Genomic DNA, 18,713 nt, shown 5'->3' with positions numbered 1-18,713 from the left:
AAGCAGTATATTGAGCACACAATGGACGGCATAGAATTCAATCTTAGCAAAGGCTTCATTTTCAGTAAGCACCATCCGAAGGAGGTTTCTCCTTTTGACCGCGTGTTCAATATTTTCAAGGAGCTGATCACCCACACTTCGGGCGATATTGAGGAAGCCTTCGATTGGTTGAATCAACTCGATAGGGAGTACAACATTTTCACGGACGAATACACGCTGGCTGACTTTGAGGAAGACCTCAAAAAACGTGGTTATATCAAAGAGGAGATTGACCCCGAGGAGGGGAATTCGGGCAAGGGAAAAGGCAAGAACATCCTCACGCCTAAATTGGAATCTGCTCTACGCGAATACGCCTTGGAGCAGATCTTCGGGAAACTTCAGAAGAGCGGAGCGGGCAACCACCGAACCAAGAAAGTAGGGCAGGGAGATGAGAAGGATGGCGAGAACCGCCCCTACAATTACGGGGATGATTTCTCGCGGGTGGATATGACCGAGAGCCTCAAGAATGCACAGATAAACCACGGCATTGGCGACCTGAAACTCACCGAGAACGACCTGATCGTGGAGGAGACCAAGCACAAGGCGCAGATGAGCACCGTGCTCATGATCGACATCAGCCATTCCATGATCCTGTATGGCGAAGACCGCATCACGCCTGCCAAAAAGGTGGCCATGGCCTTGGTGGAGATGATCCATCGCAAATACCCGAAAGATTCGATAGACATCATCGTGTTCGGCAATGATGCGTGGCCCATTCAGGTGAAAGACCTGCCGTATTTGAAGGTGGGGCCGTATCACACAAATACCGTTGCCGGATTGGAATTGGCCATGGACATTCTAAGACGCAAGCGCAACACCAACAAGCAGATATTCATGATAACCGATGGCAAACCAAGCTGTGTGCGGTTGCCAAACGGAGAGTATTACAAGGACAGTAACGGCCTCAACGAGATGATCGTGAATCAGTGTCTGAACAAGGCCGCGCAGGCTAGGAAACTGAAGATACCGATCACCACATTCATGATCGCATCCGACCCTTACCTGCGGCAATTTGTAGAGATGTTCACCAAGCAGAACAACGGCAAAGCCTTCCTGACAGGATTGAAAGGCTTGGGGCAGATGATATTTGAAGATTACGAGAAGAACAGAATCAAACGTATTTAAATGAAGAAGGAAACCACTTTTGGGGAGTTGAAAGCAGCGGGTTATACCGAGCGCACTATTAGCGAGGAGTTGAAGGAGAACCTTATTGCACGGATCCGTGCCAACGAACCGGCTTTCGAAGGATTATGGGGCTACGATGATACCGTGGTGCCGCAATTGAAGAAAGCCATTCTGGCGGGGCATCATATCAACCTGCTCGGTCTGCGCGGACAGGCCAAAACACGCATTGCGCGCAACTTGGTCAGTCTCTTGGATGAGTACATGCCCATCGTGGAAGGTTCCGAGATCAACGACAGTCCCTACAGTCCCATTTCGAAGTTTGCCAAAGACACGCTGGCCGAAATGGGAGACAGCACGCCCATTGCGTGGTTGCACCGCTCCGACCGTTTCTTTGAGAAACTGGCCACGCCCGATGTGAATGTTTCCGACCTCATCGGAGACATCGACCCGATAAAGGCCGCTACCTTAAAAGTGCCGTATTCGGACGAACGCGTGCTACATTATGGTATGATCCCTCGTGCCAACCGATGCATTTTCGTACTCAACGAATTGCCCGACCTTCAAGCGCGCATTCAGGTTTCGCTCTTCAATATCTTGCAGGAAGGCGACATTCAGATCAGAGGTTTTCAGCTCAGAATGCCGCTCGATATTCAGTTCATCTTCACAGCAAACCCAGAGGATTACACCAATCGCGGAAGCATCGTCACGCCATTGAAGGACCGTATCGGTTCGCAGATATTCACGCATTACCCGAAAAGCATTGCGCTGGCCAAGAAGATAACCGAGCAGGAAGCGCGGCTATCGGAAGCAGACCGTGCCAACATCGCCATGTGCGAATTGGCCAAAGACCTCTTAGAGCAAGTGGCCTTTGAAGCGCGCGATAGCGAATATGTGGATGCAAAGAGTGGCGTTAGCGCCCGTCTCACCATCAGCGCCATGGAAAACCTCATGGCCGCTGCCAATCTCCGTCTGATCGAATCGGGCGAGAAGAAAACAGCCATCCGATTGGTCGATTTCATGTCTATCATTCCCTCCATTACGGGCAAGATCGAGTTGGTCTATGAAGGAGAGCAGGAGGGAGCCACCGAAGTGGCCAAGCACCTCATCGATCAAGCGGTGGTAACCGAGTTCGAGAAGCTGTTCCCGCGCATCCCCAATCTTGAAAAAGCAGGAGTGAAAACGCCTTACACCGACATCATCACCTGGTTCGATAGCAGCAATCTGGTCGAACTTAACTACACGGATACGGACGAGGAATTCAATGCCAATCTACTCAGCATCAAACCGCTGGTGAAATTGGTAAACGAATATGCGCCTAGGTTGACTGAACCTGAAAAACTCTTCGCTATGGAATTGGTGCTTTGGACCTTGGCCGTTTCGAATAAACTGGATAGAACCGAAAGCGACAAGGCTTTCTCTTTTGATTCAACTGGAAGTCAGCTGTTTTTTGGGGATAATTGAATGTAGAAAAGACCTTCAAGGCTTTAAAAACCTTGAAGGTCTCGTGTATTAGTGATTGTACTTCAATAGATTAAAGGAATACAGCGAGTACACATCACTTGGTTCAATATCCATGCAATCATTGGTAAGTGCGCTTTCAACAATGGAAAGGTCTGCTATTGTAAAGAGTTCAGAATCCTTGTCGAATCCGTAAATAAAAGGTTCTCCAAGTTTGGCCATATTCGAAAGAAAAGACTTGATTTCCATCGGTAGCTTTTCCGTGATCTGGATTGCTCTGTCGTCTACCATATCCATCCAAAGAACACTTGCTGAATTTTGATGAAGCAGGCCGCTTATTTCCATCAGAATTTTCCGATTTTCTGCTTCCGAGAAATACATCGAACACCCTTCGAAAATATAGAATGAAGGTTCCTCAGGGTTAAATCCGTGGTGCAACAGTTTTTCTGAGATGCTTTCGGATATGAAATTACAGCTGATTTTAACCGGTGTGTTGAAGGATGATGATTTGAGTTGAAGTGCTGTTTCTGTGTGAATTCTTTCAGCTAACATTTCAGCTAGGTCCAGTTCAAAGATCATCTTGCCTTTAAAATCAGATTGATTGCGATACATTCTGAAATCGAGCCCAGCTCCGATAAACACTACGTTCTTTATTTCAGAAGCGCGTTTTTTAAGCGCTTCGTCTAAATGGAATGTTCTTGCAGCAACCATGTTCTGCAATTCGGGTAATAGTTCCATGAATCGGTCGGCAATGACTTTTCCTTGCTTTCCGGCAACTTCTGCAGAAATATCATCTATGAAAAGCGGTCGGCTTTTACTGCTTTCAAAAGACCTTAACTGCGCAATTAGCTTTGCCGATGTTTTTAGAAGATGTTCAAACATCACATTAATCGCTCTGCTTGTAGAAACAGGGGCAAGAGAGTTTTTCTTCTTGCAGTAATAGCGGAAAGTTCCTTGGGCAACATCTGTGTTTCTTAGATCTTTGAACGTTACCGCAACGTCCAGAAGAATTATTTGGCCGTTGTGATAGCGTTTGTTTATCGCTTCTCCCAGATCTTCTGGAATTATTGCTTCCACAACTACATCGTCAGTAGATGGTTTAAGATATTTCATGTCCGATTTCACTAACCATAGGCTCATGCCTCTGTCAGGAGTAATCTCATGAATGCCAAGTATTGGTTCGAATGGAATCAATGAAGCTAAAGCAAGCCCACCGGTGTAATCTCCACTCATGCCCATGATTAATGCCTGATGGGTACCATGCTGATTTGAGCTCTTATGATTTAGAGGCAAAACGGACCTGCAATACCCTTTTTTTACCTCTTCATATCGAAAGTCCACATCTTTAATGGTAGGCACCGCTTCAGAAAGCAACATTGTCATTAAAGCGGGATTTATTCTTTCACTGTAGTCACTTTCGAAATCGTCCATGGTTCTGATGGCTTCTTTTAGGCTTAAGGTGTTCTTAAATTTCTGGAGGATTTATCTCTATTCAGGCTGTCGCGACTGCAGAAAGGTCTTGGCTTGGATAAAGGCAAAGCTGCTTAGACGCTTAATTCTTAACCAGTCTGTTCGTCACACTGCCGTTATCTGAGTTCATTTGGATGAAATAAAGGCCAGCTGGTAGGTCGGCAATGTTTATCTGCACTGCTTGATTCGTGTTGACCGTTTGCACCAAAGCTCCCAACGAATTGAAAATGAGCAGATGTTTCTGTCCGGTTTCAGAAGGAGGAAAGGTGATATAAATGGTTTCGGTGGCAGGATTCGGATAGATCTGCATTTCGTTTGGATTGCTAGCGAATTCCTCCATCCCTGTGGGAGATGAAGTGGCATAGCCGATTTCCCAATAATACGCTGTGGAGTTCTCAGGAAGCGGATCAACGTCTTTGCCCGTGTACCACATTTTATAGCCTCCACCATCATTTATCACACTTGGAAAAGAAGCAACCAATTGGTCCCAATCGCCTGGATTTCCTCTTGTCAGAACAGGATTGAGCGGAGATTTGCCCCAATTGATACCATCGAACGAAGTGGCGTAACCAACTTGTTGGTCATAGTGCGAGTCGTCCGATCCACCGCCATACCACATATAATATCCTAGGTCGTCTTTGATCACGTGCGGGTCTTGCACGTAAACGCTCTCCCAATTGCCAACTCCTGTAACCATGATTGGATTATTGGCATACTTCGTCCAGTTGATGCCATCGGTAGATGTTGCGTAGCCGATACTTGCCTTTCCGTCTGTTGGGCTTCCGTTTACGGTCACGTCATAACCGCAATACCACATTTGGTAGGTGCTGCCATCTTTAACTACGGAGGGGCCTTCCAAAAAACCATTGTCCCATTCGTTGGCTGTTCCAACCTGTAGCACGGGGTTTCCATGTTTTGTCCAACTGATGCCATCGGCAGAATAGGCGTAACCAATTTCGTAGCGATACTCGTTGAAATACTGACCTGCATACCACATTTTGTAGCGTTGTCCGGCAGGAGCGTCTTCGTCAATAATGACAGAAACAGTTTCCACTCCAAGCGAATCCCACGCACCATTGTAAGACACATCCAACACAGGATTGCCAGCATATTTAGTCCAATTAACGCCATCAGAAGAAGTGGCATAACAGATTCTTGAACGCAATTCGGTGTCGGTAGGATAATTCAAGCCACCACCAGTATACCACATCTTATAAGTTGCACCTTCCTTCAATACCCAGCAGTCGCTAATGGCATAGATGTCGTGCGGTAAATTGGCAAGCACCGTATCCCTGCGTAGCACAGGGTTTGTGGCGTCTTTTGTCCAAAAGGTCTGAGCAATTGCAGCATTTTGATCATTCAAAAGGGTGCAAGCAAAAAGCGCGATGGCGAGTAGGACGGTAGTTGTTTTCATGATGATCGGCAAGGGGCAAACTATCGCCAAACTTCACTTCTTGTATGGCACACTCTGCAGGATATGCTCTAAGGAACTAACGCGCGCGTGGGTTTTTACGTTCGCGTCAATAATGGTCCAAGGACAAAGATCGGTGTGTGTTCGGTCGAACATGATCTGCTTGTACTTGGTATACTGATCCCAAAGTTCTTGAGCACGCTCATCAACCGGGCTCATTTTCCATCGCTTAAGTGGATCGTTGGTTATATCTGCAAACCGCAACGCTTGTTCTTCTTTGGTGATGGAGAAATACATCTTAATGAGATAGGTTTCTCCTTGAACCAGCATCTTCTCAAACTCATTCACATTTTCCAAGAAAATGCTGTACTGCTCAGGCGTGCAGAAGCCATTCACCGGTTCTACCACCGCACGGTTGTACCAGCTACGGTCAAAGAATACGATCTCGCCAGGAATGGGTAATCGTCTAACGTAACGCTGAAAATACCATTGACCGGCCTCTTGGTGCGTTGGTCTCGGAAGTGCCACAACCCGATAAGCCCGAGGATTGATGTGTGCGGTTGTCCTACGGATGGCGCCACCTTTTCCGGCAGCATCGCGCCCTTCATAAATGACCACAAGTTTTTTCTCGTTCTCCATTACCCACGTTTGGAGATTGATCATCTCTGCCTGAAGTTCTTTCAGCCTATGGTCGTAACGAGCATACTGCAAGGCTTTTTCTAAGCTGACCTTGGATGATCGGATAAGTTGCCGAAGGCCTGTTTTGGAGTTCAGCAGTCTGACATCTTCTTCCGTAAGTTCTATCTTTTTCACGGTTTCCATATCAGATATCCAATTGTTGAATGTGACGGTAATATCTCAAAATGACGTTAGGGTCGGGTAGAAGCACTGTTTCAGCTTGATCTTTTCCATCATAATCGAATCGGGAGAGAATGTAGCGCATGCTCTCGAGTCTTGCCGTGCGCTTGCTATTGGTCTTTACAATGACCCACGGACTGAAATTGGTGTGGGTCTTCGTGAACATCTGCTCCTTGTAGTAAGTGTATTCATCCCAATATTCCTGTCCTTTCATGTCTACAGGACTGAATTTCCACTGTTTCAGTGGGTTTTTCATTCGAGATTCGAAGCGTTTTCGCTGCTCATCTTTGGTAATGGAGAACCAGAACTTAATGATGATGACGCCATCTTCATAAAGCATGTGCTCAAATTCGGGCACTTGCACCATAAACTGGTCGTATTGCTTTCGGTCGCAGAAGCCCATAACGGGTTCAACCACGGCACGGTTGTACCAGCTTCGGTCAAAGAAGACGATCTCGCCCGGTTCTGGTAGTTGACTGATGTAACGTCTAAAAAACCACTGACCTTTTTCAATATCTGTAGGCTTGTTGAGCGCCACAACGCGTGATGTTCTTGGGTTCAAGTGTTCGGTGTAACGCTTGATGGTTCCACCTTTTCCCGAAGCATCGCGACCTTCCAGAAGAATGGCCACGCGGAGCTTCCGTTTGTAAACCCAACGCTGCAAACTGACAAGCTGCGCCTGAAGTTTGGCCAGTTCTATTTCGTATTCGCGGTTTGCAATGTGGTTTTGGATATTGATGTCTTTCTGCTTAGCAAGCTTCACTACCTCCTTACGGGTAGTAAAACCTTCCAATTCCTCTTTGGTAAATTGACCTGCCATAATCGCAAAGCTAAATAAAGTTGGTGTTCAGAAATGTTAAGGAAAAAGTGTGCTAGAGGAAGTCTGGCCCGAAGTGCAATGCCAAGCTCACGGCTACTCCAAGCAGTGCGCCAACCAATACTTCGGTAGGCGTGTGTCCCAAGAATTCCTTCAGTTTCACGCGGCTTACGTTGCTATCTGGCGAAAGCAGTTCTTTGATCATCCTATTCAAGACCATGGCTTGCTTGCTAGCATTCCGTCTCAATCCAGCGGCATCAAACATCACCACTGTGGCAAAACACACGGCCAATGCATAGGTTGTAGAATCAAATCCATCTATCAAACCGATGGAAGTGGCCATGGAAACAACCGTAGAACTGTGACTGGATGGCATTCCGCCAGTAGCAAACAGAATGGTCCACTTAAAGGTTTTCTTCTTGATGGCAACTGTAAGGATCTTGAAGAATTGAGCAATCAGATTTGCCACCACAAACGCAATGATGACTTCCCAGCCAGTGCCTTGTATGTGGTTGACGTATTCGCTCATTGAATGCTCTCGAGTATGCTAATATAGTTGGAATACCGACTGCTTGGGATGGCATTTGATTCCACCGCTGCGCGAACGTTGCATCCTGGCTCATTCACATGCTGACAATTGTGGAATTTGCACTTGGCCGAGGCGCTGAATATCTCAGGAAAGAAGTGCGATAGTTCGGAAGGCTGCATATCAATCATTCCAAATTCCTTAATGCCTGGCGTGTCAATGATGTAGCCATCACCGACCAACGGAAACATTTCGGCAAAGGTGGTAGTGTGGGTTCCTTTGCTGTGCATTTCAGAGATTTCGGAAGTTCTGAGATTCAGATCTGGAACCAAACTATTGATCAAAGTGCTTTTTCCAACTCCTGAGTGTCCCGAAACGAGTGTCACCTTTCCGCTCATCCACGTTTTTAATTGATCCATTCCTGTTCCATCCAGTGCCGAGGCAAGGAAAACAGGATAACCGATGGAACGGTAGCAGTTTTCGTATTCTTCTTGTAGGTTGATGGATTTTCCTGTGTCGTTCAGGTCAATCTTATTGATCAATACCGCAGCGCGGATGTTGTAAGCTTCAGCCGTACACAGTAATCGATCAATGAAACCAAAAGATGTGCGAGGATGATGGACCGTGGCAATGATCAGCATCTGATCTACGTTCGAAGCGATAATATGCGCTTGCTTACTCAGATTCACAGACTTACGGATGATGTAATTCTCACGTTCGAAAATGGTATTGATAACACCAGTTTCCGCGTCCTCTTCCAACTCAATCTCCACTTTATCGCCTACAGAAATGGGGCTTGTGGTGCGCAAACCTTTGATACGGTATTGACCACGCAACCGACATTCCACCGAGCGCTTATCTGCAAGCATCACTGTGCTCCAACTTCCGGTGCTTCTGATAACGGTGCCTTTAATTCGCTCTGCCATTGTGGTCAAAGATACTTTCATCAAGATGGTCATTTGTTAATTTCACCCCAAATTGTTTTCAATGTCGATTAAAGTAGAACACGTAACGAAGATCTATGGTACTCAGAAAGCACTCGATGATGTGTCTTTTGAAGTGAAGAAAGGGGAAGTTTTGGGTTTCTTAGGGCCTAACGGTGCTGGAAAATCAACGATGATGAAGATCATATCGTGTTTTATCCCTCCAACATCAGGAAAAGTCACGGTCGGTGGTTACGATATCCTTGATGATTCCATGGCCGTACGACAAATGGTCGGTTACCTGCCAGAAAGCAATCCGCTTTACTATGATATGTATGTGAAGGAATACCTGGAATTTGTGGCTTCGCTCTATGATGCAGGAAAAAATAGAAAGGAACAGGTGAAGAAGATGATAGAGCTTACTGGGCTTGGCCGCGAACAACACAAGCAGATCGGACAACTTTCTAAAGGATATAAGCAACGAGTTGGGATTGCACAGGCGCTTATTCATGATCCAGAGGTGCTCATTTTAGATGAACCGACATCGGGTTTGGACCCCAATCAGTTGGTAGATGTCCGCGAATTGATCAGGAACTTAGGAAGGGAAAAGACGGTTATGTTTTCATCGCACATCATGCAGGAAGTTGAGGCGGTCTCCGATCGTATCATCATCATTGATAAAGGGAAATTGATGACAGATAGAACCATGAAGGATTCGCTGTCGCATACATCACTTCAATCAGTGATTGTGGAGTTTGACGGAGAAGTTTCGCTTGAGCGTCTGAAGCAAATTGAATTCGTGCTTCAATGCGAAATAATGGAGAATCGAACCTATAAGGTTGTTGCAGATTACCAAGGAGACCTTCGTAAGTTGATTTCGGAATTTGCTAGAGAGAACAACCTATTGGTGCTTACACTTAAACTGGAAGACGAAAATCTTGAAGGCGTTTTCCGAAAATTCACAAATTAATTTTGGTTGAAGTCGCTAATGCTTGTTCTGCATTCTGGAAAAGTCATAAATTGCGCCAATGTTTCACATTCATACCTTGTTAAGTTAAAACCTAATTCATTATGTCATATTTATTTACATCAGAATCAGTTTCGGAGGGCCATCCAGATAAAGTGGCAGATCAAATTTCGGATGCCATGTTGGATGAATTCCTCAAGCACGATCCGAATTCAAAAGTTGCATGCGAAACCTTCTGTACAACAGGTCTTGTCGTAGTGGGAGGAGAGATATCTTCGTTAGGTGAAGGAAAAGTGAAAGTGGATGAAGTGGTTCGTAGAACAGTTAAAAAGATCGGTTACACGAAAGCTTCATATAAGTTCGATTCTGAAAGCTGTGGTGTCATTTCTGCTCTTCATGAACAATCGAGCGATATTCGTCAGGGAGTAGTTGAAGGTCAAGGATTGCACAAAGAGCAAGGCGCTGGTGATCAGGGAATGATGTTCGGTTATGCAACTAGCGAAACCGAAAATGCCATTCCGATCACCTTGAAATTGTCGCATATGATCTTGCAGGAAATGGCAGAGATCCGTAAGGAAGGACGGTTGATGAAGTATCTAGGTCCAGATGCTAAATCGCAAGTTACAATTGAATACAACGATAGAGGAAGGCCTGAGTCTATCCACACTATTGTTGTGTCCACTCAGCACGATGACTTTGATGAAGAGGAAAAAATGCTCGAAGTCATTAAAAATGATGTTCGAGAAATCGTTCTTAAACGAATAATAAAGAAACTTCCAACAACAGAAAGACGCTTGTTTGGTCGCGGATGGAAAGAAAGCATCATTCTTCACGTTAATCCGACCGGCAAATTTGTAATTGGCGGACCACACGGTGATGTTGGTCTTACTGGAAGAAAAATCATTGTAGATACTTATGGAGGACGTGGCGCACACGGTGGTGGCGCGTTTTCTGGAAAGGATTCAACAAAAGTCGACAGAAGTGCGGCTTACGCTGCCCGTCACGTGGCCAAGAATCTTGTTGTAGCAGGTGTTTGCGACCAAGCCTTGGTTCAAGTTGCTTATGCCATTGGAGTTGCTGATCCGGTTAGTCTTTATGTCAACACGTATAAGACTGCTAAACTGTGGAGAGATGGAAAGAAAATGACTGATGGTGAAATTTCAGCGATTGTAGCTAGAATGTTTGATATGAAGCCAGCAGCTATTGTTAAACGATTTGGTCTTAAGAACCCAATATTCTCTGAAACCGCAGCTTACGGACACTTTGGTCGTCAGCCAGAGCAAAAAGAAGTTGAAGTCTATTACGAAGGTGAAGGCGTTACAAGAAGAGCTGATAAGCTTTACAAAAAGGTGGAAACCTTTGGTTGGGAACGACTTGACCGAGTGGACGAATTGATCAAAGAATTTGAACTGGATGAGGTGATTTCAATTCCAGACGTCTATAACATGTAATGCCAATTGATTGAATACGAAAAACGGGGCATTTCGCCCCGTTTTTTTTGTGCTAAAAAGTTTCGTTACAATGGCTATTTCTGCCGCATGTAGATTTCAATTGGAACGCCAGTGAAATTGAAATTGTCTCTCAGTTTATTTTCAAGGAAACGTCTGTAGTCTTCGCGAACGTATTTCGGATGATTGCAGAAGAATGCAAACGAAGGAAAATACGTTGGAAGTTGTGTCACGTATTTGATCTTGACGTAATGATGCTTCATCGTTGGCGGAGGATTCGAATCAATGATCGGCAGCATCAGATCGTTCAGTTTCTTGGTCGGAATTCGTGTCAATCGATTCTTGTAAACCTGAACAGCTGTCTCCAATGCTTTATGAATACGTTGCTTAGTATGCGCACTCACGAATAAAATCGGAACATCATTAAAAGGAGCAATCTTATTCAGAATGTGTTCTGTGTACTCCTTTGTGCTCATGGTGTCCTTTTCCATCAGATCCCATTTGTTTACGAGGATGACAATTCCTTTATGGTTTTTCTGGGCCAGACCAAGAATGCTCATATCCTGATGCTCAAAGCCCACTGTTGCGTCTACCATCAGAATACAGACATCACAGCTTTCTATTGCACGGATAGATCGAAGAACTGAATAGAATTCAACGTCTTCGTGCACCGATTTTTTCTTTCGAATACCGGCAGTATCAACCAATGTGAATTCAAATCCATAGCCGTTGTAATAGCTATCAACCGTATCGCGAGTAGTTCCAGCAACGTCAGTTACAATGTTTCTATTCTCACCCAGCAAAGCGTTTGTCAGACTCGATTTTCCTACATTGGGACGGCCAACAATCGCAAATTTCGGTAGATCCGATTTGGTTTCTTCCTTTTCGGGCGTCAAATAGGTTACAACTTCATCGAGCAATTCTCCAGTTCCGCTTCCGTTAATACTCGAAATGCAGAAATATTCGCCCAAGCCAAGGGAGTAGAACTCTGATGCGTCTCCAATACGGTCGCTGTTATCCACCTTGTTCACCACTAGGATAATTGGCTTTTGAGACTTGCGTAAAACCTCTGCAACCACCTCATCTGGTCCCATGATTCCAGATGAAACATCAACCACAAAAAGAAGCACTGTTGCTTCAGAAATGGCGATATCAACCTGTTTCCTTATTTCGCCTTCAAATACATCTTCCGAACCCATCACATATCCTCCAGAATCAATCAAGTTGAACTCAATTCCATTCCAGATCGATTTGCCATAAGTTCTGTCGCGTGTCACGCCACTTTGCTCATCCACAATGGCCTGACGCTCACCGATCATCCTATTGAATAGGGTCGATTTGCCAACATTTGGCCTTCCTACAATTGCTACAATATTGCTCATTTTCTATTTCTATGAATAACCGAATTCTTTCAAGTCTCGGTCGTTACTTCTCCAATCCTTTCTCACTTTGATCGTCAGATCCAAATACACTTTCTTTCCAACGAAATTTTCAATGTCTCGCCTTGCATCAGTACCCATTCGCTTTATGGCCTTTCCGCCTTGACCAATAAGGATCATTTTCTGAGATTCCCGTTCCACGAAAACCGTGGCTTGAATCCGATCCATTTTTTCCTCTTCGGTATAGTTTTCTACAACAACTTCAACAGAGTAGGGGATTTCCTTTTTGTAATGCTTGAGTATTTTCTCTCGAATGATCTCAGACACAAAGAATCGAACTGGTCTATCTGTCAATTCGTCCTTATCGTAATAGGGCGCATGTTCAGGCAAATGCTGTGTCATCATTTCAATCAACGATGCCGTGTTGAATTGATGCAATGCTGACACAGGAAGGATTTCTGCGTTGGGCAATTTCTCCTTCCATTCGTTTATCCTGCCTTCAACTTTTTCCTGATAGCTAAGGTCAACCTTATTTAAAACGACAATGACAGGACACTTCACGGTCTGCAACTGTTCAATCAAGGTTTCGTTAAAAGGTTCTGCAGGTTCCACCAAATAAAGCAGAACGTCTGCGTCTTTGATAGCAGAATGCACGATAGCCATCATGTTTTCCTGCAATTTGTATGCTGGATCCAAAATTCCAGGAGTGTCTGAAAAAACGATCTGATTCTCCTCGTTGTTCCAAATGCCCAAAATTCGATGGCGCGTGGTTTGAGCTTTCGGATTGGTGATAGAAAGCCTTTCACCAATGAGTGCGTTCATCAGTGTAGATTTCCCAACATTGGGCTTACCGATGATGCTTACGAATCCGGCCTTGTGCGACATTTGGAAATGGAGTGTGAAAAATTTGGTCAGCAAAGAAACAAATTATATATTTGCCGCCCCTTAGAAAAACAGGCTGCGCTAAAGCAACTTCAGCGCCAGAAGATATATCGCGGGATGGAGCAGTTGGTAGCTCGTCGGGCTCATAACCCGAAGGTCGTTGGTTCGAGTCCAGCTCCCGCAACACAGTGAGAATAAGGCTTTCAGAGAAATCTGGAAGCCTTATTTTTTTGCTTGGTAAAACATAGGTAAAACATGAGGCAGTTTAGAGAATCCTTCTTTTCACTGTCGATTAGAAAATCTGTGATACCCCTTCACTCGATGTGAATGACATCTTCTGCGAGTAAGCTAAAAGTCTGTCAATTCACTTGTAGTGATATTGAATGCGTCTGCTAAGACGGCCATGGTACATAAGGATGGATTAATATCCCCTTTTTCAATTCCCTTCACTTGACTCCGACTAATGTTTGCTGTGTCCGCTAATTCGTATTGAGAAAGATTCCGTTCAATACGCAAGCTTCTAACACGCTCACCGAAAGCCTGTAGGAGTTGTTCGTCTCGAATCTTAGTCATTATCGAAAGGTGAGAAGCACCTTCTGATAAATTAGGCTGATATTTCGGCCTACTTTTTGTAGTTTCGATTTGAAAATATACGCCATGACACATAGATTCTCACTAATCGTAGCATTATCCCTATTTGTAAGTCTTGTTTCTGCTCAACCAGTCTTTAATTGGGAAGTCAAATACAACAACCAATTAATCAACAATAAGGATGAATGGATTGATATGGAAGTTGATGGGGCTGGAAATAGCTATTTGATTGGAAAATCAATTGGTCAAGGAACAGGTTATGACATCATCGTATCTAAGGTTAACAATCAAGGAAGCATCGTTTGGACATACCGCTACAATGGAACTGCAAATCAAACCGATGTCGGGACTGACATCGAGATTGATAGTCAGTCAAACGTGTATTGCATTGGAACAGTCACCAACACTGGAACAAGTCAGGATGCCGTGATATTTAAACTCAACCCAACCAACGGAAGTCTTTTGTGGGATTACGTGTATGACGGTATCGTAAGTGGTGTTGACAAAGCCAATTCCGTATCTGTTTCTAATAACGGAACGCGTATTGCCCTAGCTGGTGAAACGGATGGGGGCTTTAATGATAGAGACGCTATTTTCATCATACTGAATCAGAACGGACAGTTAATAAACGCTGAAATCAACCAAGGGGGTTATGATAAGACATCGAGATTTGTTGAATTTTTCAATAATGGAAATATGGTATTCGTAAGCGAAGATTCGTCTCACTCGGCACAACCCAGCGGTCCATATAGCATCCAATTAGAACTTGAGGCTCGCAGCTCGAGTGGCGGCAACCCTACTTTCGGCTATTCAACTAATTCCGTCTCGGACATTATACGACCACGCGCTACCTACATGACCTCTTCTGAGGAGGTATTCATTGCCGCTGAAGGTATCATAGACAATCAGAACATTTCACATAGCATTCAGGTGTACAAGGTTGGAAATGCAGGTATAAATGGCACTATTACCTATGAATTCTATTGGTACTGGGATGCTGGAGTTGATGAGCACCACGTGACTGATATTGTTGTCGATGGCCTTGGCAAGATTTACGTTTCAGGAAGCTATGATGCTGACCCAACCAATGGAATTGATCTTGATGGATTTATACTCTGCTTTAATTCAGACTACTCATATAGCTGGTTCCGTTCAATTGTTGGAACAGGAACGGATGTAATTGAAGCGTTATTTCCAGATAATCAAACGTACTCTTCTGTATACGGAACCGTAACTAGTACGGCTCAAGGAACTAATGATATTGGGACTTTTAGCTTGGACAACACCAACGGAAATGTCGAGTGGTATCTTCCATATAATGGACCGGATGGAAACTCAGACATTGCGAAGTTTATCCATGTAGATAATAGCGGAACATTTCGAGTAGGAGGAATGAGCAATTCAAACGCAACGAATGATGATGGAATTCTTCTCATGTACTGCACACCGCCTGTAGTCGCCCTAAACCCATACAATGGAATCTGTATCAATGCCAATCCAATTCAACTTTCAGGAGGTTCTCCAACTGGTGGAACATACTCAGGAACAGGTGTGACAAACGGTTCGTTTAACCCACAAACCGCAGGTGTTGGCACACACATCATTACCTATGAATACATTAATGCAACAGGTTGCTCAGCAGAAGCCACGCGACCGATTGTCGTGCACGCGTTACCTCCAACTCCGACAGTTTCAGCAAATGGACCTGTACAGTTCTGTAATGGTGGCTCAGTCGTTCTTTCTGCCCCGTCAGGATACAGCTATTCATGGAGTCCTGGAAATGGAGTAGCTCAAAATCTCACGGTTTCAACATCTGGCAATTATTCGGTCACCATTTCTGATCAGTACGGTTGCCAAACCTCTAGTATGCCGACCTCCGTTACCACGATTCCATTGCCTTCGGTTAATGCGGGTTCAGATGTATCTATATGTTTTGGCGACAGCGCTACCCTTACGAGCGTCACAACAGCATCTAGTTGCACATGGACGCCCACCACAGGTCTTGCAAACCCAATTAATTGTTCAACGAATGCCTCACCTAGCACCGATACACAATACAGCGTAGAAGTTACAGACATTAATACGGGGTGTACCAATATCGATAATGTGTTAGTCTCTGTCATATCAAATCAAGCACCAACACCAATCATTGAGTGGCCTCTTCATAGCTATATATCAAACTCATTGTATGTCGAATTTGAACTCTCAAACGCAGGACAATTTGATTATGTAGAATGGGATTTTGGTGATTCATCACCAGTTGAAACAGGCTTTTCCCCTTCCCACACGTTTGCCTCATTTGAGACAGGATATGTCGTAACAGCTACAGGATGTATCGTTTGTGATACAGATACTATTTGTAGCTCCGAAACCCAACTTGTTGATGTAACATCAGTTCAGGCGAATGAGATGGATAACCGATTATCCATTTATCCTAATCCTTCAACAGGAATGTTCACTATTCAAACTTCGGGCAATTCCCACCCTATTCGATATGAGGTTACTGATCAGCTTGGCCGATTGGTTACTTCAGGTGGTTTTGGAGCAAGTGTTGAAACGGTAAACCTATTTAGCGTTGGAAAAGGAATGTATATCGTGCAAGTGTACTATGAAGGGGCTCAGGTCCAATATGAGAGACTGATTCTGATTCGATAATAATCGTGTAATCTTAGGGGTGAGCTTAGTAGTCAATTTTGAGTTCACCCCAACTCTAGTTTACCCCGAGCGTATCGCGCGATTTTCTCAATTTCAAGGGATCCATAAAAGGAACTAATCCTTTGTACAAGTCTTTTGCATTTTTTTTCGTGTTAGAGGCCATTATATTCTGAGGATTCAGCTTTAGCGCACTATCACAGTACATTATTGAGTAATTAATGTGTGCGTCCCTGTTTTTTGTCGTTTCCGTAGAATATCTGGCTATTTGATAAAATGCCAGCCCTACGTACGAATATATGTCTTCTAATTTGACATCATCCAATGGTCTTCCTTCGTGGTGTGCCTTTAAAAGTGTTTGAAAGTTGCCAATTGAACTTTCGAATTCAGAGTTTTCCAAATTTACCCGACCCAATTTATAATAGGCGATTGGTTTGTCTGGGTAGAGTTGGAGAGATCGATAGTAGTCTGCAATAGCTGAATCTAAAAATGACAGGTTATCACGTGCTAAGGCTCGGAGTAGGTAACATTCCGCTCTGATTGAGTCCGTAGTTTCTTTGGGTAGGAACATCATGGTGGAATCAAGACAAACGAGAGACTCCCATTTCTGACCTTTTGTTCCGAGAAAGAACGATTTTTTAATATAGTATTCCCAAATGATATATGGCTTGAGTGAAATTCCAATTTGAATGTCTTTCAAAGCTTCATCAAATGAGTTCATCTCAAATTTTATGTTCGCTCTTTCTCCAAAAGCACGGGGTGAGAACGGTTTTACCTTAACAATACTGTCCATATAGTAAAGCTTGTCTTCAAGAGTATTCAAGCTCTCAAGACCCTCCATCCAGTCGCAAAAATCCTCGCGAAGAAAGTATTCTTTGGTGTGAAGAATGCCTTCATAAGAATCCCAAAAATTAGAATCGAGTAGAGCTGACGTATCCGAAAATGGTCGTGGAAGCGCGACAGTGGACATGGAACTACCTGGTAGACTGACATCGGAGCCGGCAAATCCGAAGTTGGAACGATACGTATACGCCATAAGTGCCACGAAGATGGCAGTGCTTAGCGTCAGGAGCACCTTCCACTTCACTACGAATTCCCTTGTCGTGAATTGAGAGGCAGAGCTTACTCGAAACGATTTTAATCGCGAAATCTCACTCTTTAATTCTAGGTTACTCTCTTTATCAAGTCGCTTACTTCTTAGTAACCGAGTTAACTTAAATTCTGCGGAATACAGGCTCAATTCCCCCGCACTTGCTCTGCCATTTTCAATTAACAACCCAACGAGAATTGTAATGATCTTAAGCCTCCCGTCATCATCACCAGCTTTATTGCTACTACCAAGAACCTTTGAATTGAGTGAAATTCCGTATGAAAAAACATCATTGAATGTAAACGGACACACTCTGTCCGACTGTATGCGCTGAACGTACTCCTCTAGATTGTCATCAAAGTATTTACAGCAAAGATCTGTTTGTTTGGAGAACTGATTATAGGTGAGAAGTTCAATCCCGTTGCTAAACCACTTATGAATAAACTTTAAGGTCGTCAGGTTGGGGATGGTGACATTCTTCACCCAATGAAACATGGTTTCTCCCCAATCAGACACTTCAATATGTTCCACAAGTTTTCCTAGCTCCGCCCTTGATACACAAAGCTTCCCCACATTAATCCGTTGTGGCTTTGAATCTTCCAGCCGAGGTTTCAGAATGTCTCTTAAATAAAAATTGTACGTAAACCTGTCCAGTGCTTCTCTGGCCTTCCATTGTTTTGAGGTAAGTAAATCAAGTAATGTCGCTCTGGAAATTTCCATGTAAAGGTGGCCGATGCTATAAAATTAAACGATACTGACTAAAAGTTACACCCCCCAGCTGATTAGTGCCTCTCTGGAATAACCTGAAATAACCTTTGTCCCGAACCCAGGCAATAAAAAGGGCCGCATTTACGAGATGCGACCGACTTTGAAAGCCTGAAAAAGTTCCGACAAATGACAAAAAGAACTAATCGAGACCTTCTCGGTCATCGGGAAACCCCGACCTACAACAAGTCTAACATAGACCAGTCAAAGTTGTCAAGCACTTCGACTGAGAATCTCCATGTCCCCATCAAGGACGCTCAGCACGCTATACGCTTCTTCCAAACCCTTGTCTCCAATGGCTTGTCGGAAAGC

The 18,713-nt window shown here is 44.2% G+C and carries 15 protein-coding genes and 1 tRNA gene; 6 read left to right on the top strand and 10 right to left on the bottom strand.

Annotated features, from left to right (window positions below; translation table 11 throughout):
* Positions 1-21: 21 nt before the first annotated feature.
* Positions 22-1,164, top strand: a complete 1,143-nt coding sequence (locus K9J17_02670) for a VWA domain-containing protein (protein MCF8275612.1) — start codon at positions 22-24, stop codon at positions 1,162-1,164.
* On the top strand, positions 1,165-2,625 hold the full coding sequence (locus tag K9J17_02665) for a sigma 54-interacting transcriptional regulator (protein ID MCF8275611.1): 1,461 nt from the start codon (positions 1,165-1,167) through the stop codon (positions 2,623-2,625).
* 48 nt (positions 2,626-2,673) lie between these two features.
* Here the strand turns inward: K9J17_02665 and K9J17_02660 are convergent, their stop codons facing one another.
* The 6 genes from K9J17_02660 to rsgA all read right to left on the bottom strand — a co-directional run bounded on the left by K9J17_02660 (position 2,674) and on the right by rsgA (position 8,618).
* Positions 2,674-3,855: a class I SAM-dependent methyltransferase gene (locus tag K9J17_02660; GenBank protein MCF8275610.1), complete on the bottom strand. Its 1,182-nt coding sequence runs from the start codon at positions 3,853-3,855 to the stop codon at positions 2,674-2,676.
* 319 nt (positions 3,856-4,174) lie between these two features.
* Positions 4,175-5,506, bottom strand: coding sequence for a T9SS type A sorting domain-containing protein (locus K9J17_02655; protein MCF8275609.1), 1,332 nt, complete (start codon positions 5,504-5,506; stop codon positions 4,175-4,177).
* Positions 5,507-5,539: 33 nt separating this feature from the next.
* Complete coding sequence (gene ppk2 / locus K9J17_02650) at positions 5,540-6,307, bottom strand: polyphosphate kinase 2 (protein MCF8275608.1); 768 nt, start codon at positions 6,305-6,307, stop codon at positions 5,540-5,542.
* A 19-nt stretch (positions 6,308-6,326) separates the two neighbouring features.
* Entirely contained in the window at positions 6,327-7,181 is an 855-nt protein-coding gene (ppk2, locus tag K9J17_02645) for a polyphosphate kinase 2 (protein ID MCF8275607.1), read from the bottom strand.
* A gap of 52 nt (positions 7,182-7,233) precedes the next feature.
* Positions 7,234-7,707: a divergent PAP2 family protein gene (locus K9J17_02640; protein ID MCF8275606.1), complete on the bottom strand. Its 474-nt coding sequence runs from the start codon at positions 7,705-7,707 to the stop codon at positions 7,234-7,236.
* Positions 7,704-8,618: a ribosome small subunit-dependent GTPase A gene (gene rsgA / locus K9J17_02635; GenBank protein ID MCF8275605.1), complete on the bottom strand. Its 915-nt coding sequence runs from the start codon at positions 8,616-8,618 to the stop codon at positions 7,704-7,706. Before rsgA ends, K9J17_02640 begins: the two co-directional genes overlap by 4 nt.
* A 73-nt stretch (positions 8,619-8,691) precedes the next feature.
* Here rsgA and gldA point away from each other — a divergent pair, with 73 nt between their 5' ends.
* Together gldA and metK are read left to right on the top strand one after the other, a co-directional pair.
* The gene (gene gldA, locus K9J17_02630; protein MCF8275604.1) at positions 8,692-9,597 is read left to right on the top strand and encodes a gliding motility-associated ABC transporter ATP-binding subunit GldA; all 906 of its coding nucleotides are present in this window, start codon (positions 8,692-8,694) and stop codon (positions 9,595-9,597) included.
* Positions 9,598-9,698: 101 nt separating this feature from the next.
* Entirely contained in the window at positions 9,699-11,045 is a 1,347-nt protein-coding gene (gene metK, locus K9J17_02625; GenBank protein MCF8275603.1) for a methionine adenosyltransferase, read from the top strand.
* 74 nt (positions 11,046-11,119) lie between these two features.
* Here the strand turns inward: metK and der are convergent, their stop codons facing one another.
* Positions 11,120-12,424 carry a ribosome biogenesis GTPase Der gene (gene der, locus K9J17_02620; GenBank protein MCF8275602.1) on the bottom strand — a complete coding sequence of 435 codons (1,305 nt, stop codon included), beginning with the start codon at positions 12,422-12,424 and terminating at the stop codon, positions 11,120-11,122.
* Positions 12,425-12,433: 9 nt separating this feature from the next.
* The gene (era, locus tag K9J17_02615) at positions 12,434-13,306 is read right to left on the bottom strand and encodes a GTPase Era (GenBank protein ID MCF8275601.1); all 873 of its coding nucleotides are present in this window, start codon (positions 13,304-13,306) and stop codon (positions 12,434-12,436) included.
* A 108-nt stretch (positions 13,307-13,414) separates the two neighbouring features.
* Here era and K9J17_02610 point away from each other — a divergent pair.
* Positions 13,415-13,487 (top strand) — tRNA-Met (locus K9J17_02610).
* Positions 13,488-13,651: 164 nt separating this feature from the next.
* Here K9J17_02610 and K9J17_02605 read toward each other — a convergent pair.
* On the bottom strand, positions 13,652-13,876 hold the full coding sequence (locus tag K9J17_02605; protein MCF8275600.1) for a helix-turn-helix domain-containing protein: 225 nt from the start codon (positions 13,874-13,876) through the stop codon (positions 13,652-13,654).
* A gap of 84 nt (positions 13,877-13,960) precedes the next feature.
* Here K9J17_02605 and K9J17_02600 point away from each other — a divergent pair, with 84 nt between their 5' ends.
* On the top strand, positions 13,961-16,549 hold the full coding sequence (locus tag K9J17_02600; GenBank protein MCF8275599.1) for a T9SS type A sorting domain-containing protein: 2,589 nt from the start codon (positions 13,961-13,963) through the stop codon (positions 16,547-16,549).
* 55 nt (positions 16,550-16,604) lie between these two features.
* On the opposite strand, the gene K9J17_02595 is transcribed toward K9J17_02600, so the two are convergent.
* The gene (locus tag K9J17_02595; protein ID MCF8275598.1) at positions 16,605-18,356 is read right to left on the bottom strand and encodes a hypothetical protein; all 1,752 of its coding nucleotides are present in this window, start codon (positions 18,354-18,356) and stop codon (positions 16,605-16,607) included.
* Positions 18,357-18,713 lie beyond the last annotated feature (357 nt).

It is taken from the genome of Flavobacteriales bacterium (assembly GCA_021739695.1).
In the GTDB taxonomy this organism is placed as follows: Bacteria; Bacteroidota; Bacteroidia; order UBA10329; family UBA10329; genus UBA10329.
Note: the sequence above shows the minus strand (reverse complement) of the source record. Positions and strands in the feature narration are given on the sequence as shown.